This is a genomic window from Marinobacter litoralis, from assembly GCF_003336705.1.
Taxonomy (GTDB): domain Bacteria; phylum Pseudomonadota; class Gammaproteobacteria; order Pseudomonadales; family Oleiphilaceae; genus Marinobacter; species Marinobacter litoralis.
This window is the reverse complement of record NZ_QMDL01000001.1, coordinates 1,115,397-1,132,414: the sequence shown is the minus strand read 5'-3', so window position 1 is coordinate 1,132,414 and position 17,018 is coordinate 1,115,397. Positions and strand designations below refer to the sequence as shown.

Below are 17,018 nucleotides of genomic sequence, written 5' to 3'. Positions count from 1 at the left end.
TTGTATGAGCTGCTGGGAGATTCTGGGCATTGAGCCGACGAGTGATCGTGAGGAAATTCGTCAGGCTTATGAGCGCCAGATGAAATTTGCGTCAACCGAAGAAGCTCGTAGGCTGGACGAAGCCTACCGGGAGGCGGCAGGGGGCGAACCCATGGCTACGCCGGCGGCGGTTGCGGCGCCGGAACCCAGTCCGATAGCCGATCATCAGTTAGACGCTAACGAATCCCAAATAGTGCGCGAGGTTGTTATTCAGATTAAGGCTCTGATGAATGATTCAGGCCGCCAGCAGGATGTAGGTATCTGGAAAGCAATACTCTGCGAGCCACCCGCGGATCAGCTGCCGCTTCGCCGCGAAATTGGCCAACAGTTAGAGTCCTGGATTCGTCCCATGGCTGAGAATGGATCGTTCCCGCAGCCAGTCGCCCGCTTTTTAGGGGAGTGGTTTGAATGGTTCACCGTTCAGGAGGCGATTACCGAGCAGGAACAGCAATCAACCGCGCTTGAAGAGAATGACCCCCGGGACGAAATAGAACCGCTGTCCCAAACCGCTAACTTTTGGCCAGCGGTTATAGGCTGGATCATCGGGTTAGTGATTCTGACCATGATTTTCGGTGGCATGGGCGTTGGCAGCTGAGGCCTGCTCAATCTTTACCCGGTACTTCTGCGCCAGTATGGCGCCCACGATCACCTGAATCTGGTTGTAACACATGATCGGCAACACGATCATCCCGAAGCCAGGATGCCCTGAAAAGAGCACCTTAGCCATCGGCAAACCAGAAGCCAAACTCTTCTTTGAGCCGCAGAACACCACTGCGGCTTCGTCTTCTAAACTGAACCCGAATCGTCTCACCATGACGGTTGCCGCCAGCATAAACAGCCCCAGCAGTCCGAAACACAGCACAATAGCCAAGATGATGGCCTGAACTGGAAGGTTCTGCCAAAGGCCGCTGACCACCGAATGAGAAAACGCAGAGTAGACGATAATCCAGATAACGCATTGGTCGTACCGTGACATAAGAGACTCATTACGACCAAGGAAACCTCCGAGCCACGGCCTCATGGCATGGCCAACAGCAAAGGGCAGTAATAGCTGCATTACGATATCTTTCAGGGCTTCTGCCACTGAAAAGTTGCCATCGCCAGAGGTAGACACCAACAAGAGCAGCAGGAAAGGGGTCAGCATCATGCCGAATACATTGGATGCTGCGGCACTGCATATGGCGGCAGGTACGTTGCCTTTGGCCATCGCGGTATAAGCGATGGACGACGAAACAGCTGATGGCAACACCCCGAGATAAAGGAAGCCGAGGCCAAGGTCTTTGGGCATCCATTCCGGAATGATGCTACTCAGGCCGTTGATGGGCAAAACCACGAGCGGGAAGAAAACGAAGGTTAGTGAGGTGATCAATATGTGCAAGCGCCAATGGGTTGCGCCGTCGATTATCTGTTGGCGGGAGAGGGCCGCACCATGAAGAAAAAACAGCAATGCCACCGCCCAGGTGCCTAACGTTGCGAGGGCATCGGCCGCACCGCCCGTTACCGGTACAAAAGATGCTAAAACGATCGCACCCAGCAGTAGCAAGGTGAAGGTGTCAATACGAAACTTCATGATTAAACCTTAAGTCCATTACCGGAGCCCGGAGTGAAAAACCGATAATCAGCGGTATCTATCGAGCGCGTGGCAAAACGATAGCTAAACGTAAAGCCAGGCCAAAGGGCTGTGTTTCTTCCGGATTCGTCTAAATACCAGGACTGGCAACCCGAGTCCCAAACGGTACCGCCCAATCGTTCCTGAACCACCGAGCAATAGCGGGTTTGACGGTCTTCTCGCACATCGATCGCGGAATTTGGATACTTTGCCAAAGCATTCAGCGCGCTGATGACATAACTGAACTGGGATTCGAGCATATACAGAATCGAGTTGTGGGCCAAGTTGGTGTTCGGACCATAAAGCATAAACAGGTTCGGAAATCCGTTTACGGTTATGCCTTTGAACGCTTTAGCGCCATTCGCCCAGGCATCGTTCAGTAATACGCCATCGAGCCCTGTGATGGTGATAGGGGACAAGTATTCGCTGGCCCGAAACCCGGTTGCGAATATGATGGCATCCGCGGGACGGTGTTGACCATCGGTGGTGACAATGCCCGTTTCATCAACCTCGGATATGCCATCGGTAATCAAATCAAGGTGGGGCTGATCGATGGCGGGATACCAGTCATTGGAAATAAGAATGCGCTTACAGCCAATTTGATAATCGGGGATGATGTGCTGCCGTTTAGTGGGGTCCGAGACTTTGGCCTTGGCCTCTTTCACAGCTTGGCGAGCTACAAAGTCCAGGAGTTTTCTAAAGCGGGTAAAGGCCAATGCACGGGATTCATTTTTCACATAAATCAATGCGCGGTAGGCCCGATCCCATAATGGCATTTTCTGAAACAAGTTGTGTTCAAGCGGGGTAAACGGCCGGTCGGATTTCGGAACGACCCAAGCGGCCGAACGCTGGTACAAGTCCAGCTTTGCTACGGCCGGCACAATGTTTGGGACAAACTGAATAGCACTGGCACCGGTACCAATCACGGCAACCCGTTTACCGGACAAGTCAAAATCGTGATCCCAAGTAGCCGAATGAAAGGTGTGGCCTGTAAACCGTTCAATGCCAGCGATAGACGGGACTGCAGGACGGTTTAATTGCCCTGTGGCAGCGATCAATACGTTCGCTGTGTAGGTGTCGCCAGATGCGGTTGTGACGGCCCATGAATTAGTCGCGGCATCAAAACGGGCACCGGTTACAGCTTGATTAAAACGGATGTACGGCTGCAATCCATACTTGGTAATACAGTGCTCGATGTAGCCTTCGATTTCAGCCTGCGGCGCAAATTTTCGGGTCCAGTCATGCTTTGGCTCAAAAGAATATGAATAAAGATGGGATTGCACGTCACATGCCGCACCGGGGTAGGTGTTGTCGCGCCATGTCCCTCCCGCTTTAGGTGCTTTTTCAAGAAGGGTGAGGTCGGTATAACCGGCTCGTTTGAGCTGGATGGCCATGCCAATACCACCAAAGCCTGTACCAATAATAATGACAGAAAGTTTGCGCTGATTACGCCGTTTCATGGTTACTGCCTGATTGTTATTGTGTTGCCAGACTATAGCGTTCATTTCAAACAACAAAAAGCCCCGAACCTGTCTTAAGGTGTCGGGGCTTTTTGGTAAACAGTGCTTTGTAACCAGTCGTTTACATGCTGCTGGCGTTAGCGGCGTTTTGAAAATCCCAATTAACGGCGCGTGGTTGATGGCTATCCGCCTCAAACAAATGGCCTACATTGGGTACGGCATACCAAAGCTCGCCACGTGTAGGATTTTGCCGGGCAAACTCCGCGTGGCTCATGCCGGTTTCCCACAATTCATGACTTTCCCAGCCCTCGGGTGCCAACTCCAGACGAACTTCCGAGCCAATCAGACTGATGGACTGGATACGTAAGGGTAGCCGGGCATGGGTGGCGGGTGATCGGGACAACTGAACTTCATGGGGGCGAAGGTAAAGTTGGGCTTCTTGATCGCCTTTGGTGCCGGGTAGCGATACCCAAGCGTCGCCTTGCACCAGTTTTTGGCTTTTGACCACACCCGACAGTACGTTCACATGGCCAAGGAAGTCGAACACGAAACGGCTGTCGGGCCGAGCGTACAATTGCGCAGGGCTATCGACTTGTTCGACTTTGCCTTGGCTCATCACGACAACTTGATCGGACAGCTCCAAAGCTTCTTCCTGATCATGAGTCACGAAAATGCTGGTGAAATGATATTCATCGTGTAACGCGCGCAGCCAACGGCGCAGATCCTTACGAACTTTCGCATCCAGAGCCCCAAACGGCTCATCCAACAGTAATATTCGGGGCTGTGTGGCCAAAGCGCGCGCCAGTGCAACCCGTTGCTTTTGACCACCAGACAGCTGGGAAGGAAAACGGTCGGCCAGTTGCGGCAACTGGATCATCTCCAACAGTTTCTCAACGCGCTGGGCAATTTCCTGTTTAGAAGGGCGTTCTTTGCGTGGCAGCGATTCCAGCCCGAACGCAATGTTCTGGGCGACTGTCAGGTGGCGGAACAAGGCATAATGCTGGAACACGAAACCGATGTTGCGATCCCGCACGTGTAAATGGCTGACATCTTCGCCACTAAACAAAATTTTCCCGGCATCGGAAGATTCCAGCCCCGCAATAATCCGCAACAAAGTGGTTTTTCCCGAGCCGGAGGGGCCGAGTAGAGCGGTTAATTTACCTTCCGGAATCTTCAAAGACACATCGTTAAGCGCCTGAAATTTTCCGAAGGTTTTGTTGATGTTCTGGATAGTGATACTCATGTCAGACACCTCTGGTTTCCGGCGCGGAATGTTCTGATTTAGCCTGTTTCCATTCGACAAAGGCTTTGGCGACCAGCGTAAGAATCGCGATGGCGGCAAGCAGCGAGGCACTGGCGAATGCCCCGACAATGTTGTAATCCTGATACAGCAGCTCAACGTGCAACGGTAAGGTATTGGTTTGGCCGCGAACGTTCCCCGAAACAACCGACACTGCACCAAATTCGCCGACCGCACGGGCGTTGGTGAGAATCACGCCGTATATAAGAGCCCATTTAATATTCGGCAGTGTGATCTTACGGAAAATGCGCCAACCCGACGCCCCCAGAACCACGCCCGCTTCCTCTTCTTCGCTGCCTTGTTGTTGCATCAACGGTATCAGTTCCCGTGCGACAAACGGGCAGGTTACGAATACGGTGACCATCACAATGCCGGGCCAGGCGAACATTAACTGAATATCGTGAGTACTCAGCCAGCCGCCAAGCCAACCGTTTCGGCCGTAGAGCAACAGGTAAAGCAGGCCTGCCACAACCGGGGAAACAGCGAACGGAATGTCGATCAACGTGATCAGCAACTTGCGCCCCGGGAACTTGAAGCGTGTGACCGACCATGCCAATGCCGTACCAAAGATGAGATTCAGTGGCACTGTTAGCAGTGCGACAAACAGTGTTAGCCCGATCGCATGCAGGGTGTATTCATCCAGAATGTTACCCGCAAGCGTGCTCCAGCCAGCACTGAGTGCCTGAGTGAAGATCACTACCACCGGTATCACCAGAAAAATCACGGTTAAAACCATGGCTAAGCCAATGAGTGTCCGGCGTACCCACGGCTGATCACCAACCCTATTTCTGTGGAGTGACATCTATCGACCCTCCAAACGGCGCAAGTAACGGCTCTGCCAGAGATTGATCGCAAACAACAAGATCAACGACGCAAGTAACACCATCGATGCAATCGCACTAGCGGCTGCGTAGTCGTATTCCTGCAGGCGAATAAAGATCATCAGGCTGGTCACTTCACTGACGTAGGGCGTGTTACCCGCGATGAAAATGATCGCGCCGAATTCGCCGAGGCTGCGAGTAAACGACAGCGCCACACCCGTAACCAATGCAGGCCACAACGAAGGGAAAATGACTTTACGGAACACCCGGCTATCCGAAGCACCCATACTGACAGCCGCTTCTTCGTCGGCGGGAGAAAGCTCCTCGAGCACCGGCTGAACCGTGCGGACGACAAAAGGGATACTCGTAAAGGCCATCGCCACAACAATGCCGATGGGGGTGAAAGCCACCTCGATTCCCAGTTTGTCCAGCCACTGGCCGTACCAGCCGTTTTGGGCGAACAATGTAGCCAGGGTGATGCCTGCTACCGCAGTTGGCAACGCGAAGGGGAGATCCACAACCGCATCAATCAACCGCCTTCCGGGGAATTCGTAACGTACCAAGACCCAAGCGAGTAATAACCCGAACACGCCGTTAAACAACGAAGCGGCCAGCGCGGTCCACGCGGTTACTTTATAGGATTCGATCACTCGCGGATCGGTGATGGTGAACACGAATTGATCCCACGTCATACCAGACGTTTCCACCACCAAACCGGTTAGTGGCAAAAGCAGGACCAAGCTTACGAAAAACAGCGAGATGCCGAGACTCAGCCCGAATCCTGGCAAGACCCGTTTGCTACGACCGGAAAAGCGCCGCACTGAGGCGACGCTTGTTTGAGCAGGAGCAGACATTAGAGTGTCTTACCGCCGACGCTGAAGCTGGTCGAGCTTACCGCCACTGGCGAAGTGGGCTTTCATAGCGTTTTCCCAGCCTCCGGCGATTTCATCGATGGACTTCAGTTTGAGGTCACGGAAGCGGTCCGCGTTCTCTTTCAAGACGGTTTCGTTCTGAACCCGGTAGTTGAAGCTAGCCAACAAACGCTGGGACTCTTCAGAGTAGAGGTGGCTCAGGTATTCTTTCGCCAGTTCTTCGGTACCGTTCTGCTTGGTGTAATCGTCAATCCAGGTGACCGGGAATTCAGCCAGGAAACTGACTTTCGGGGTAACCACTTCGTATTCACCTTCCAAGCGATCCGCAATGTTCAGTACTTCGGATTCGAAGGTCAGCAAAGCATCACCGATACCGCGCTCAACAAAGGTGGTGGTTGCACCACGGCCGCCGCTGTCAAAAACACGGACTTGGCCCAGCAAAGAGGCAAGGAAATCATCAATCTTGTCTTGATCGTCGCCGAACTGATCCTGCGCAAAACCTAATGCTGCCAGATAGGTGTAGCGGCCGTTACCTGAGGTTTTAGGGTTAGGCATCACCAAAGAAACGTCTTCGCGAATCAGGTCATCCCAGTTTTGAATGTTCTTGGGGTTACCTTTGCGAACCAGAAACGCCATGGTGGAATAATAAGGAGAGCTGTTGTTCGGCAGACGCTCTGCCCAGTTCTCAGGAATCAGACGGCCTCGGGTGTGAAGGATGTCGATGTCAGTAACCTGGTTGAAGGTAGCAACATCGGCCTTCAGGCCTTGGATAATGGCTTGAGCCTGCTTGGACGAGCCCGCATGAGATTGCTTGATCTCAACGGTTTCGCCTGTTTTCTCCTGCCAGTGCTTCTGGAACTCGACGTTATAGGCGGCAAAAAGCTCGCGGGCAATGTCGTAGGAGGTATTGAGAAGCTCCCGATCAGCAGAAAGGGCTGGCTGAGCAGAGAGTAGGGCAGCGCCGAGTGCGATGCCTTTTAAAAACGTTTTCATGTAAAGCTCCTCAGAACCTATTGGGTGAATCTGAAGAGCAATTTAACAAAGCTTGCTAAGAACTAAAAAGACTTTAAAAGACTATTCAAATTACTATTTAACATATTGAAAATTAGTAGCGAAGCAGTGCAGAACCCCACGTGAAACCGCCTCCAAAGGCTTCTAGAAGCACAATCTCACCGCGCTTGATGCGCCCGTCACGCACGGCTTCATCAAGGGCTAGAGGAATCGAGGCGGCGGATGTATTGCCATGGCGATTAACCGTTACCACAACCTGTTCCATCGACATATTCAGCTTTTTAGCGGTGGCAGAGATAATTCGTAGGTTAGCCTGATGCGGCACCAGCCAGTCTATGTCGGATTTCTCCATCTGGTTTGCTTCAAGGGTTTCATCAACGATCTTGCCGAGCGTGTTCACGGCCATCTTGAACACTTCGTTGCCCTTCATTTCAACGAACGCCTGGCCCGCTTTCACTGCATCGAAATCATTGGCTACACCACAGGGAACGTGCAATAAGGTTTCGTAACGACCATCGGCGTGCAAATGGGTCGATAGAATGCCCGTTTCTTCGCTGGCTTCGAGTACGACCGCGCCTGCACCATCGCCAAAGAGCACGCAGGTGGTTCGGTCTTCCCAGTTCAGAATGCGTGAAAACACTTCGGCCCCAATCACCAGTGCTTTTTTGCTGCTACCTGATCGGATGAACTTCTCGGCTGTTGCCAAGGCGTAAACAAACCCGCTGCAAACCGCTTGAATGTCAAAGGCTGGGCAGCCGTTAATGCCCAGTCGTGCCTGAAGAATACAGGCGCAGCTGGGAAAGACTTTGTCAGGAGTGGTGGTAGCAAAGACGATTAGATCGATTTCTGACACATCAATGCCGGCCGCTTCAATCGCACGCAAGGCGGCCTGCTCAGCCAAATCGACGGTCGTTTGGCCGGGCAGGGCAATGTAACGTTGCTCGATGCCGGTACGATCGCGAATCCACTGGTCGGAAGTATCTACCTTCTTTTCCAGATCGAGATTGGTGACAACGTTGTCCGGCAAGTACGAACCGGTTCCGGCAATGCGTGCGTAAGTCATGGGTGGCGTCCAAGGTCAAATGCGATCATTAATAACCTCATGCTAACCTTGCGCCACCGGAATCGTTATTAGCGGTTCGTCTCAGCCCTCTTTCAGGGTTTTCATATCAATGACAAAGCGGTATTTCACGTCGCCTTTCTTCATGCGCACGTAGGCATCGTTAATGTCCCGGATATCCAACATCTCCACATCGCATGTGATGTTGTGCTCCGCACAGAAATCCAGAACTTCTTGGGTTTCCGGCATTCCGCCGATTAATGACCCTCCAATCACCCTACGTTTAAGCAACAACAGTCCGGCGTTCACCGGCGGCTCAATAGCGGAGAGAAGTCCCACTAGAATGTGCGTACCGTCATGTTTCAGGCATTTCAGGTATGGGTTCAGGTCGTGGGCAACGGGAATCGTGTCGAGCAAGAAATCGAACGAATTTGAAACCGCTTTCATCTGGCTGCGATCGGTTGAAACCACCACGTGGTCGGCGCCTTGTTTTTTGGCTTCGGCGACTTTGCTTTCAGACCGGGTGAACAACGTCACCTCAGCTCCGAGTGCTTTGGCAAACTTCACGCCCATGTGGCCTAGGCCACCCATACCAAGAACGCCCACTTTGTGGCCTTTGCCAACGTTGAAGTGCTTCAGCGGCGAGTAGGTGGTAATGCCGGCACACAGCAAGGGTGCCGCGCTGGCCGGATCGAGCTTTTCAGGAACCCGCACCACAAAGCGCTCACTGACAACAATGTTGTCGGAATAGCCCCCCATGGTGACCGAACCGTCGTGTCGATCTATTCCGCCGTAGGTTGCTGTCATGCCTTCATCACAATACTGCTCTAACCCGGTATCACAGGCAGAACAGCTACGGCAGCTGTCAACCATGCAGCCAACCCCCACTAGATCGCCGGTTTTATAGGTGGTCACGGCGGCGCCTACAGCAGTAACACGGCCAATGATTTCGTGGCCGGGAACCACAGGATACTGCGAACCGCCCCAGTCGTTTTCGACTACATGAACATCGCTGTGGCATACACCGCAGTAGTCAATCTCGATGGCGACATCGTCGTCACGCAGAGCGCGGCGTTCGAAATTATAAGGTGCCAATCCGGAATCGGCCGATTGGGCCGCATAGGCGCGGGTGTTGGCCATGAAAATCTCCTTAATATTTGTAAGTTTTTCTACCGAGCGCACGGTACTTGCACTTGAATATAGATAATGTCACGTGTAACCGAATGTAATTTCACTCTTAAATTTTTCAGGAATGAAATAATGAGATTGCCTCTGCCATTGATGAAAATGAAGCTCGCAGCGTATGGCGCCGCCTGTACCTTCATGCTCGCCGGATGCATGCCCGGGACCATAGCCACAACTGTGGGCACTGGATACGTTTACGAGCAGAAACAGGATCAGAAATATAAGCACGATGTAGAACGGGCTGTCGATCAATACCAGCAAGATCACGCCGATTCGCCCTGTCAGCATGGCGAAGACCGCATTATGGAGCCCGCCATCAAGATCATCAAAGAACACCGTTTAACGGGTGTTCATGAGGTGTTGGAACGTTTGGATACCATTTACAAAGATTCCACACAACCTGACAACGTTCGTGCGGGCGCGCTTTATAATATGGCGGTGCTGGAATCCCGCAGAAAATCGCCCAACAAAGCCAAAGCTCGTGACCACTTCAAGCAGCTGTACGCTCAATTCCCGAGCGAATACCGCTGCATCTTCGAGGAGTCGGAGTGGCGGAATCAGATGATACAAAAACAGTTACTGCTGCCGGGAGAAACCGTTGATTCATTCTTGGAAAACGCCCGTCGCGATGCCGAGCGTCGTCGAATGCAATAAACCTGCTCGCCTGCCGTAACCCCCTTTGTACACCGGCAGGGCACCAAGTTCCGTGCTACTTTTGAGGGAGAGGGCTGCAAAATCAGTCGTATAAACTCACCTGTAGCGAGTGGAATCTATGAACCTGATCATCATCGGTGCCGGCATTATGGGGACCACCCTTGCAGTGCTGGCAAAAGAGATGGTTCCCAATCTCGAAGTGACTATTCTTGAAAGGCTAGACGGCCCCGGATCAGGCAATTCCTGGGCCTTCAACAACGCTGGAACCGGGCATGAAGCCAACTGCGAGCTGAATTACACGCCGGTTGATGAAGAGGTAATTTCGGTTGAGAAGGCGTTAAAGATTCACGCTCAGTTCAATGTCGCCAAACAGTTTTGGGCCTACCTCGTCCGTAAAGGTGCCATCGAAGACCCCACCTCTTTTATCAATCCGACCAAGCACTGCACCATTGTTTCAGAATCGTCGATTAACATGTTAAGGCTGCGCTTCAAGGAGATGTCTGCCCATCATTTCTTCGAGCACATGAAGTACTCAGAAGACTTCGATGAAATTAAAAGCTGGATTCCTTTCACCATGGAAGGTCGGTCACGGGATGAAAAGATGGCCGCGACAGCGATTGAAACCGGCACGGACGTTAACTTTGGCGCGCTAACCGAACAAATGGCGGCCTATGCGGTACGTGAGCTGGGCGTTCAAATTGAGTTTGGCACCCATGTAAGACGAGTGCATAGAAGCCCGGCTGGCCAATGGTTAATAGAAGCGCAGAATGACGCGGGGCCAATTCAGCATAAGGCGGATGTGCTGTTCGTGGGGGCGGGCGGCGGCGCTTTTCCGATTCTAAAGAAAAGCTTGATGCCGTTCCGAAGCCGTTTCACTGGTTTCCCGGTGGGAGGGCGGTTCTTGCAAGCTGCCATCACCCCCGAGCAAGCCGAACAATACCGTGCCAAAACCTACGGAAAAGCGGAAGTGGGCGCACCTCCGATGTCTGTGCCGCATTTGGATTTACGGATGATAGATGGCCAGCATTATCTCTTGTTCGGTCCGTTTGCCTCATTTAAGCCCGTACTTGAGAAAGGCCGAGGTTTCTTCGATTACCTGACGTCCCTTCGGTTACACGACATTCCGGGGCTATTAAATGTCACACTGGATCATTTTCCGCTAGTAAAGTACCTGGTTTCTGAGAGCTTCAAGGGCAAGAAAAGCATGTTCGCTGAGCTGGAAAAATTTGCGCCTGGGCTGGGTGAAAAATTCGATTGGGCACCGATCGAAGCTGGTCAGCGGGTACAGATTATCAAAGATGGTGCTTTGCAAATGGGTACAGAAATCATTGTCTCCACCGATAGAACTTACTCTACATTGCTGGGCGCATCGCCAGGGGCCTCGGTCTCACCGGAGGTTATGCTGCGCTGCTTGGAGCGATTGTTTCCATCGGTTTTAGCGGATGAAAGTGCTGTGCGCAAAAAATCAGAGATGTTCCCCGAAGATGATCTTGAAGTTTTGGCCCGCGACCCAGACCGTTACCGCGAGATTCGTGATTCGGTCAACCAGACACTGGGAATAACCACTCCAGAAACACAAAAGATGTCAGGGGATAAAGGATGAGTACGCAAAGAAAAGAGGTTTTTGACCAAGAGTGTCAAAGGCCGGATGGGTGTCAGAATATTGATCTTTTGATTGAAACCCGTCAAAAAGATCTCGGCGGTTTTAGAGTGCGCCGTGTTCTGCCAACGATCAAGCGCCGCATGGTAGGGCCGTGGATTTTCTTCGATCACATGGGGCCCGCCGAATTCCCAGCCGGTGAAGGGATCAACGTGCGGCCGCACCCACACATCAACCTGGCAACAGTGACCTACCTGTTCGAAGGGGAAATACTGCACCGGGATTCGGTGGGCAGCTACCAGACCATCCGCCCGGGTGATGTGAACCTCATGGTGGCAGGCAAAGGCATAACCCACTCTGAACGGGAGCGTCCCGAGGTTACGGAAAAGGCGCACCGCCTGCACGGACTGCAGCTCTGGCTGGCGCTGCCAGAAGCCGATGAAGAGGTTGAACCGGCTTTTTATCATTATCCCGATGCCGAGATTCCTCGAGTAGACGTTGATGGCGTCCCTGTTCGAGTGATTATGGGCAGCGCTTACGGGAAAACCTCCCCGGTGAAAGTCTACGCAGACACGCTTTATGTCGAAGCGCACTTAAAAGCCGGCCAGAGCATCGTGGTTCCAGATGCGGAAGAGCGAGCCGTTTACGTCGCTGAAGGCGAGGTTGCGGTGAAGGATGCCACCATTCACGAGTACTCCATGGCGGTGTTTACCAATGAGAAGGGAATTGAGCTGACGGCAAAGCGTGATTCTCGCATCGCGTTTGTCGGTGGTGAGAACCTGGGCCATCGGTATATCGAGTGGAACTTTGTCTCGACTCGCCGCGAACGTATTGAACAAGCGAAAGCTGACTGGAAGGCCCAAAACTTCCCGAAAGTCGTGGGTGATGACGACGAGTTCATTCCGTTGCCGGAGTAACGTTCTACGGCGTGATTTCGTTCGTTAGACCATTACTCGAACTTCCAGACCGTGTCGAGCGCGCAATGAAAAGGTGACGATTCCGCCATAGCGTTCGACAATATCGCGCACGATAGCCAGGCCCAGACCGTGGCCTGGTGTTTGCTCGTCCAGCCTAACCCCTCGCTGTCCAAGATGAGCAAGTTCCGTCTCTTGAACGCCGGGGCCATCATCCGCCACAGCAATCATCGGGGATCCCGCAACCTCCTCTAAGGTCAGTTCGACGTAATGTGCGGACCATTTGCCTGCGTTATCCAGTAAGTTGCCCATTATTTCGTTGAGGTCGTGCTCCTCAATGGCCCAGCGGCAATCCTCAGGTAAAGAACTGGAAAGCTCAAAGGACTTGTTTGGGTAAAGCCGGCCGAGCATCCATAGCAAATCCCGGGCTTGCTTTAGCGGATAAGCGCTCATCCCAATTTGGGGGCCAGCGAATCGACTGCGACGCATCTCCGCCTCAAGTTGAGTGTCGATAACGTCTAGGCGGTTGGCCATCTGTTTTCGCAGTTCGCGATCCAGAGGGCGATCAGCATCTTCGAGGATCTGCCGAACGGCGGCGATCGGCGTTTTTACGCTATGGGACAGGTTGGCCAAAGCATCGCGAGATTTCTCCAACCGCTGATCAAGGGAATCCAGTAGCTGGTTGAGCTGTTTGACCAAAGGATCGAATTCTTCCGGGGCCTGCATATCAATCCGTTTGATTTGGCCACTCTGAAGCCGCGTTAAAGCACTTTTGAGCTTGATGACAGGGCGCATGGCCAAATTGATGCCGAGCCATATCACGACGATTAACATCAGAATTAAGATAATGGAAACAACCGCAGTCCAAACGTGCAGCTCCATTTGACTGTGTTTTAGAGCTCCGAAATCTTCCGACACAATCACAACAATTGGCATTCCGTTCACCGAGAAGGCCTTTCGGTAAGCCACCATATCCGAGGTCGGTTCCGGCCCCGTTTGGCCTTGGACGTGAATCGGCCCACTTTCACTATGATTTAGTAATGGGGTTAAGATTGGCTTCGAACTTATTGGTAATACGAGGGTTTTCGAGGGTGTCTGTATGGCGAATGCGTGATGAAATACGTCCTGGAAATAATCTCCGGTGTTTAGCTGATCGACATCGCCGTTTGTTTTGCGTATTTGGTGCTCCAAAAACGCCACCTCATCTTTGAGCCGGTCTTCAACAAATTCCCGGGACATCCTATCGAGCAAATAACCGTGAACAATCCACGCAACCGCCATCAGGGCGATACCTGCCGGCAGCAAGCACAGGAGCAAAGTGTTTTTTACCGACCATGGCTTCTCAAACAACCTCATTAAACAGATACCCCTGGCCGCGCCGCGTTAGGATGGATTCGGCTCCCACTAGCTTTCTTAGCCTTCGAATATAAGCTTCGATAACGTTTTCATTCGGCGTGTCGTTCAGGCTGTAGAGTTGTTCCATCAACTGGTCTTTGGAAAAGACTTGGCCCGGGCGGCTCATCAGGCAGCGTAATAGACGAAACTCGGTACCCGTAAGGCTATGCTCGGTGCCGTCGGCCGTTTTTAAAACCTGTCGGTTTTCATCAAGCTCCAAACGGCCGGCTTTGAGTGTGGAATCCACGCGACCTTCGCTGCGGCGTATGATGGCGTTGAGCCGGGCTATGAGCTCTTCCAATTGAAAGGGTTTGGCCAGATAGTCGTCCGCACCCGCTTTAAGCCCGCTGACCTTGTCCTGCCAGTCTCCTCGAGCGGTAAGAATCAGCACCGGACAATGAACTTGCTTTCCCCTCCAGGTTTTAAGTACTTCCAGCCCATTCCCGTCTGGTAATCCGAGATCCAGCACAACACCTCGGTAATCCTCTTGCACACCCAAGCTTGTGGCATCTTTCGCGGTTTTAGCCCAATCGACGCTAAACCCGGCTTTTTCAAGTTGGCCAATCAGTCCCTCGGCTAATAAACGATCATCTTCTACCAACAGTAGGCGCATGGATTGGGTGTTACTCCGTGAGAAGGGGTGGTCGAGAGTATGAGGCAGCTACCTGAATCTGGCCTGAATGGTAAAACATCTGCAATTTTCAGCAAGGATTCAGGTTGGTAAGGGACAGTAAGAACCTCTAAAGCGCCACGTTCTTCCCAACCTTTGATAGGAGAATAGTTATGACTTTGACAAAAAGCATGGTTCTGGCATCTGCTGTTGCATTGTCGCCGGCCGTTTTAGCGGGCGGAACACACGGTCATGGGCATGGATCCTCAATTGGCGAACCTGGTGTAGCTTCGGAGGCCAGCCGCACCATCACTGTTGAACTGTACGATAACTACTACGAGCCTGAACAGATCGAGGTGAGTGCAGGGGAGACCGTTCGGTTCGTCTTGGAGAACAAGGGTAACTTGGTGCATGAATTCAATATCGGCACGCCGTCCATGCACGAAGCGCATCAAGAAGAAATGATGATGATGGTTGAGCACGGTGTTATTCAGGGGGGCAAGCTTAATCACCATATGATGGAAATGGACATGGGAAATGGCCATTCCATGAAGCACGACGACCCCAACAGCGTGCTGATTGAGCCTGGCAAAAGCGGGGAGATCGTCTGGACGTTCAGCAACGAAAGCAACATCGAGTTTGCCTGCAATGTACCCGGCCACTATCAGGCTGGAATGTATGGTGATGTCACGTTCAAGTAAGTCGTTTTCTTAATTTGCTAACGGATATACGGAGTGGATCTCATGAGAAAGCGCCTTTTGACGGGGCTTTTCAGCCTTTTTGTTCCCGCGCTGGTGTTCGCTGGGGAATATAACCTGACGGTAGACCGTGTCACGATTGATACCGGCGATTTCATCAAAGAAGGTATTGGATATAACGGAAAATCCCCAGGCCCTGTGCTTCGGTTCAAAGAAGGGGAAAACGTCAAAATCAATGTCACGAACAACTTGGATGAAATGACCTCCATTCACTGGCACGGCCTTATTCTGCCGTTCCAGCAAGATGGCGTGCCAGGTATTAGTTTTCCGGGTATTAAAGCAGGCGAGACCTTCACCTACGAATTTTCTGTGGTGCAGGCAGGCACCTACTGGTTCCACAGTCACTCTGGCTTTCAGGAACCTGACGGCGCGTTTGGCTCGATCATTATTGAGCCAAAAGGCCGCGAGCCATTTCGCTACGACCGGGAATACGTAATCCAGTTAACGGACAAACACCCCCACACTGGAGACCGGATCATGCGCAATCTGAAGATGATGCCGGATTATTACAACCGTGAGCAGCAAACGGTTGGCGAATTCTTCAGCGATGCTAAGACGAACGGCCTGATGAACACGCTCAAGGACCGGATGGCTTGGGGAGACATGCGCATGATGAAGGCGGATGTGGAAGATGTTCAAGGCTTTACCGGCATGATCAATGGCAAGGGACCGGAGCAGAACTGGACGGGGCTGTTTGAGCCAGGTGAGCGTATCCGTTTACGTTTCATCAACTCCTCTGCGATGACCTACTTTGACGTTCGTATTCCCGGGCTGAACATGACGGTGGTTCAGGCCGATGGCAACAACGTACAGCCGGTTAACGTGGACGAATTCCGCATCGGGGTTGCTGAAACCTACGATGTCATCGTTCGGCCGCGCGATGCACAGGCTTATACGATTTTCGCCGAGTCCATGGGGCGGTCCGGGTATGCACGCGCAACGCTAGCCCCGAAAGAGGGCATGGAAGCGGCAGTTCCAACCATGCGGAAGCCAGCCCGACTCACCATGGCCGACATGGGTGGCATGCACGGCATGGATCATGGCGATATGGACCACGGAAGCATGAATCACGGGGCCATGGACGAGATGGATCATAGTGGAATGTCTGGCATGGATCATGGATCGATGGCGGCCATGGACCACTCTACCCACGGCAGCATGGGGGCCGACAAGGAGAAACCAGACGATCCGTTCTACGCCAAAGGCAGCGGCATCATGCCTGAAGCCGCCAATGGCGGAAAGTTTCTGTCTTACGCGGATCTCAAGGCCCAAAAACCTCTGTATGAGGAACGCGAGCCAACCCGCGAGATTGAACTCCGCCTGACTGGCAACATGGAGCGCTATACCTGGAGCATCAACGGCGTTAAATACGCGGACGCGGACCCCATCCGGTTGCAATACGGCGAGCGTGTCCGGTTTAAGTTCGTCAACGAAACTATGATGACGCACCCGATGCACCTTCATGGTATGTGGTCTATCCTCGACGTTGGTGCAGGTCAATGGAACCCTGTTAAGCATACAGTGAGTGTTCAACCGGGCACGACTGTGTTCATGGAGACGGAAGTGGATGCACCGGGCCAATGGGCATTCCATTGCCATCTTTCGTACCACGCCGCTGCCGGTATGTTCCGTAAAGTCGTGGTGGAAGGCGCTCCGCAGGCCTCTCAGGTTTCCGCCGAGTTGGTGACGAACGAAGGAGGCGGCGCATGAGCTTTTCTCGCTTCTGGTTT

Annotated in this window: 16 protein-coding genes; 6 read left to right on the top strand and 10 right to left on the bottom strand. The window is 52.6% G+C overall.

What is annotated here, in order from left to right:
* Window positions 1-4 precede the first annotated feature (4 nt).
* Window positions 5-634 (top strand): J domain-containing protein, encoded by a 630-nt coding sequence (locus DOQ08_RS05255; RefSeq protein ID WP_114333809.1) that lies wholly within the window; start codon window positions 5-7, stop codon window positions 632-634.
* Here the strand turns inward: DOQ08_RS05255 and DOQ08_RS05250 are convergent.
* The 8 genes from DOQ08_RS05250 to DOQ08_RS05215 all read right to left on the bottom strand — a co-directional run bounded on the left by DOQ08_RS05250 (window position 587) and on the right by DOQ08_RS05215 (window position 9,312).
* Window positions 587-1,609: a bile acid:sodium symporter family protein gene (locus tag DOQ08_RS05250; RefSeq protein ID WP_114333808.1), complete on the bottom strand. Its 1,023-nt coding sequence runs from the start codon at window positions 1,607-1,609 to the stop codon at window positions 587-589. The genes DOQ08_RS05255 and DOQ08_RS05250 overlap by 48 nt on opposite strands.
* A gap of 2 nt (window positions 1,610-1,611) precedes the next feature.
* Window positions 1,612-3,108: a flavin-containing monooxygenase gene (locus tag DOQ08_RS05245; RefSeq protein ID WP_114333807.1), complete on the bottom strand. Its 1,497-nt coding sequence runs from the start codon at window positions 3,106-3,108 to the stop codon at window positions 1,612-1,614.
* A gap of 121 nt (window positions 3,109-3,229) precedes the next feature.
* Window positions 3,230-4,351 (bottom strand): sulfate/molybdate ABC transporter ATP-binding protein, encoded by a 1,122-nt coding sequence (locus tag DOQ08_RS16140; protein WP_114333806.1) that lies wholly within the window; start codon window positions 4,349-4,351, stop codon window positions 3,230-3,232.
* 1 nt (window position 4,352) lies between these two features.
* Window positions 4,353-5,210 (bottom strand): sulfate ABC transporter permease subunit CysW, encoded by an 858-nt coding sequence (gene cysW / locus DOQ08_RS05235; protein WP_114333805.1) that lies wholly within the window; start codon window positions 5,208-5,210, stop codon window positions 4,353-4,355.
* The gene (cysT, locus tag DOQ08_RS05230) at window positions 5,211-6,083 is read right to left on the bottom strand and encodes a sulfate/thiosulfate ABC transporter permease CysT (RefSeq protein WP_114333804.1); all 873 of its coding nucleotides are present in this window, start codon (window positions 6,081-6,083) and stop codon (window positions 5,211-5,213) included.
* A gap of 9 nt (window positions 6,084-6,092) precedes the next feature.
* Entirely contained in the window at window positions 6,093-7,094 is a 1,002-nt protein-coding gene (gene cysP / locus DOQ08_RS05225; RefSeq protein ID WP_114333803.1) for a thiosulfate ABC transporter substrate-binding protein CysP, read from the bottom strand.
* Between the two features lie 112 nt (window positions 7,095-7,206).
* Complete coding sequence (locus tag DOQ08_RS05220; protein ID WP_114333802.1) at window positions 7,207-8,175, bottom strand: beta-ketoacyl-ACP synthase III; 969 nt, start codon at window positions 8,173-8,175, stop codon at window positions 7,207-7,209.
* A gap of 81 nt (window positions 8,176-8,256) precedes the next feature.
* Window positions 8,257-9,312: an NAD(P)-dependent alcohol dehydrogenase gene (locus DOQ08_RS05215; RefSeq protein WP_114333801.1), complete on the bottom strand. Its 1,056-nt coding sequence runs from the start codon at window positions 9,310-9,312 to the stop codon at window positions 8,257-8,259.
* 120 nt (window positions 9,313-9,432) lie between these two features.
* Here DOQ08_RS05215 and DOQ08_RS05210 point away from each other — a divergent pair, with 120 nt between their 5' ends.
* From DOQ08_RS05210 to DOQ08_RS05200, 3 genes are all read left to right on the top strand, one after another.
* On the top strand, window positions 9,433-10,011 hold the full coding sequence (locus tag DOQ08_RS05210) for a hypothetical protein (RefSeq protein WP_227537494.1): 579 nt from the start codon (window positions 9,433-9,435) through the stop codon (window positions 10,009-10,011).
* 118 nt (window positions 10,012-10,129) lie between these two features.
* Window positions 10,130-11,614, top strand: a complete 1,485-nt coding sequence (locus DOQ08_RS05205; RefSeq protein ID WP_114333800.1) for a malate:quinone oxidoreductase — start codon at window positions 10,130-10,132, stop codon at window positions 11,612-11,614.
* The gene (locus DOQ08_RS05200; RefSeq protein ID WP_114333799.1) at window positions 11,611-12,528 is read left to right on the top strand and encodes a pirin family protein; all 918 of its coding nucleotides are present in this window, start codon (window positions 11,611-11,613) and stop codon (window positions 12,526-12,528) included. The genes DOQ08_RS05205 and DOQ08_RS05200 overlap by 4 nt, the downstream gene beginning before the upstream one ends.
* A gap of 24 nt (window positions 12,529-12,552) precedes the next feature.
* Here the strand turns inward: DOQ08_RS05200 and DOQ08_RS05195 are convergent, their stop codons facing one another.
* Both DOQ08_RS05195 and DOQ08_RS05190 read right to left on the bottom strand, forming a co-directional pair.
* A complete protein-coding gene (locus DOQ08_RS05195) occupies window positions 12,553-13,881 on the bottom strand; it encodes an ATP-binding protein (protein ID WP_114333798.1) in 1,329 nt (442 codons plus the stop codon).
* A complete protein-coding gene (locus tag DOQ08_RS05190) occupies window positions 13,868-14,533 on the bottom strand; it encodes a response regulator transcription factor (protein ID WP_114333797.1) in 666 nt (221 codons plus the stop codon). The genes DOQ08_RS05195 and DOQ08_RS05190 overlap by 14 nt, the downstream gene beginning before the upstream one ends.
* A gap of 170 nt (window positions 14,534-14,703) precedes the next feature.
* Here DOQ08_RS05190 and DOQ08_RS05185 point away from each other — a divergent pair, with 170 nt between their 5' ends.
* Together DOQ08_RS05185 and DOQ08_RS05180 are read left to right on the top strand one after the other, a co-directional pair.
* On the top strand, window positions 14,704-15,231 hold the full coding sequence (locus DOQ08_RS05185) for a cupredoxin domain-containing protein (RefSeq protein WP_114333796.1): 528 nt from the start codon (window positions 14,704-14,706) through the stop codon (window positions 15,229-15,231).
* A gap of 42 nt (window positions 15,232-15,273) precedes the next feature.
* On the top strand, window positions 15,274-16,998 hold the full coding sequence (locus DOQ08_RS05180; protein ID WP_114333795.1) for a copper resistance system multicopper oxidase: 1,725 nt from the start codon (window positions 15,274-15,276) through the stop codon (window positions 16,996-16,998).
* Window positions 16,999-17,018 lie beyond the last annotated feature (20 nt).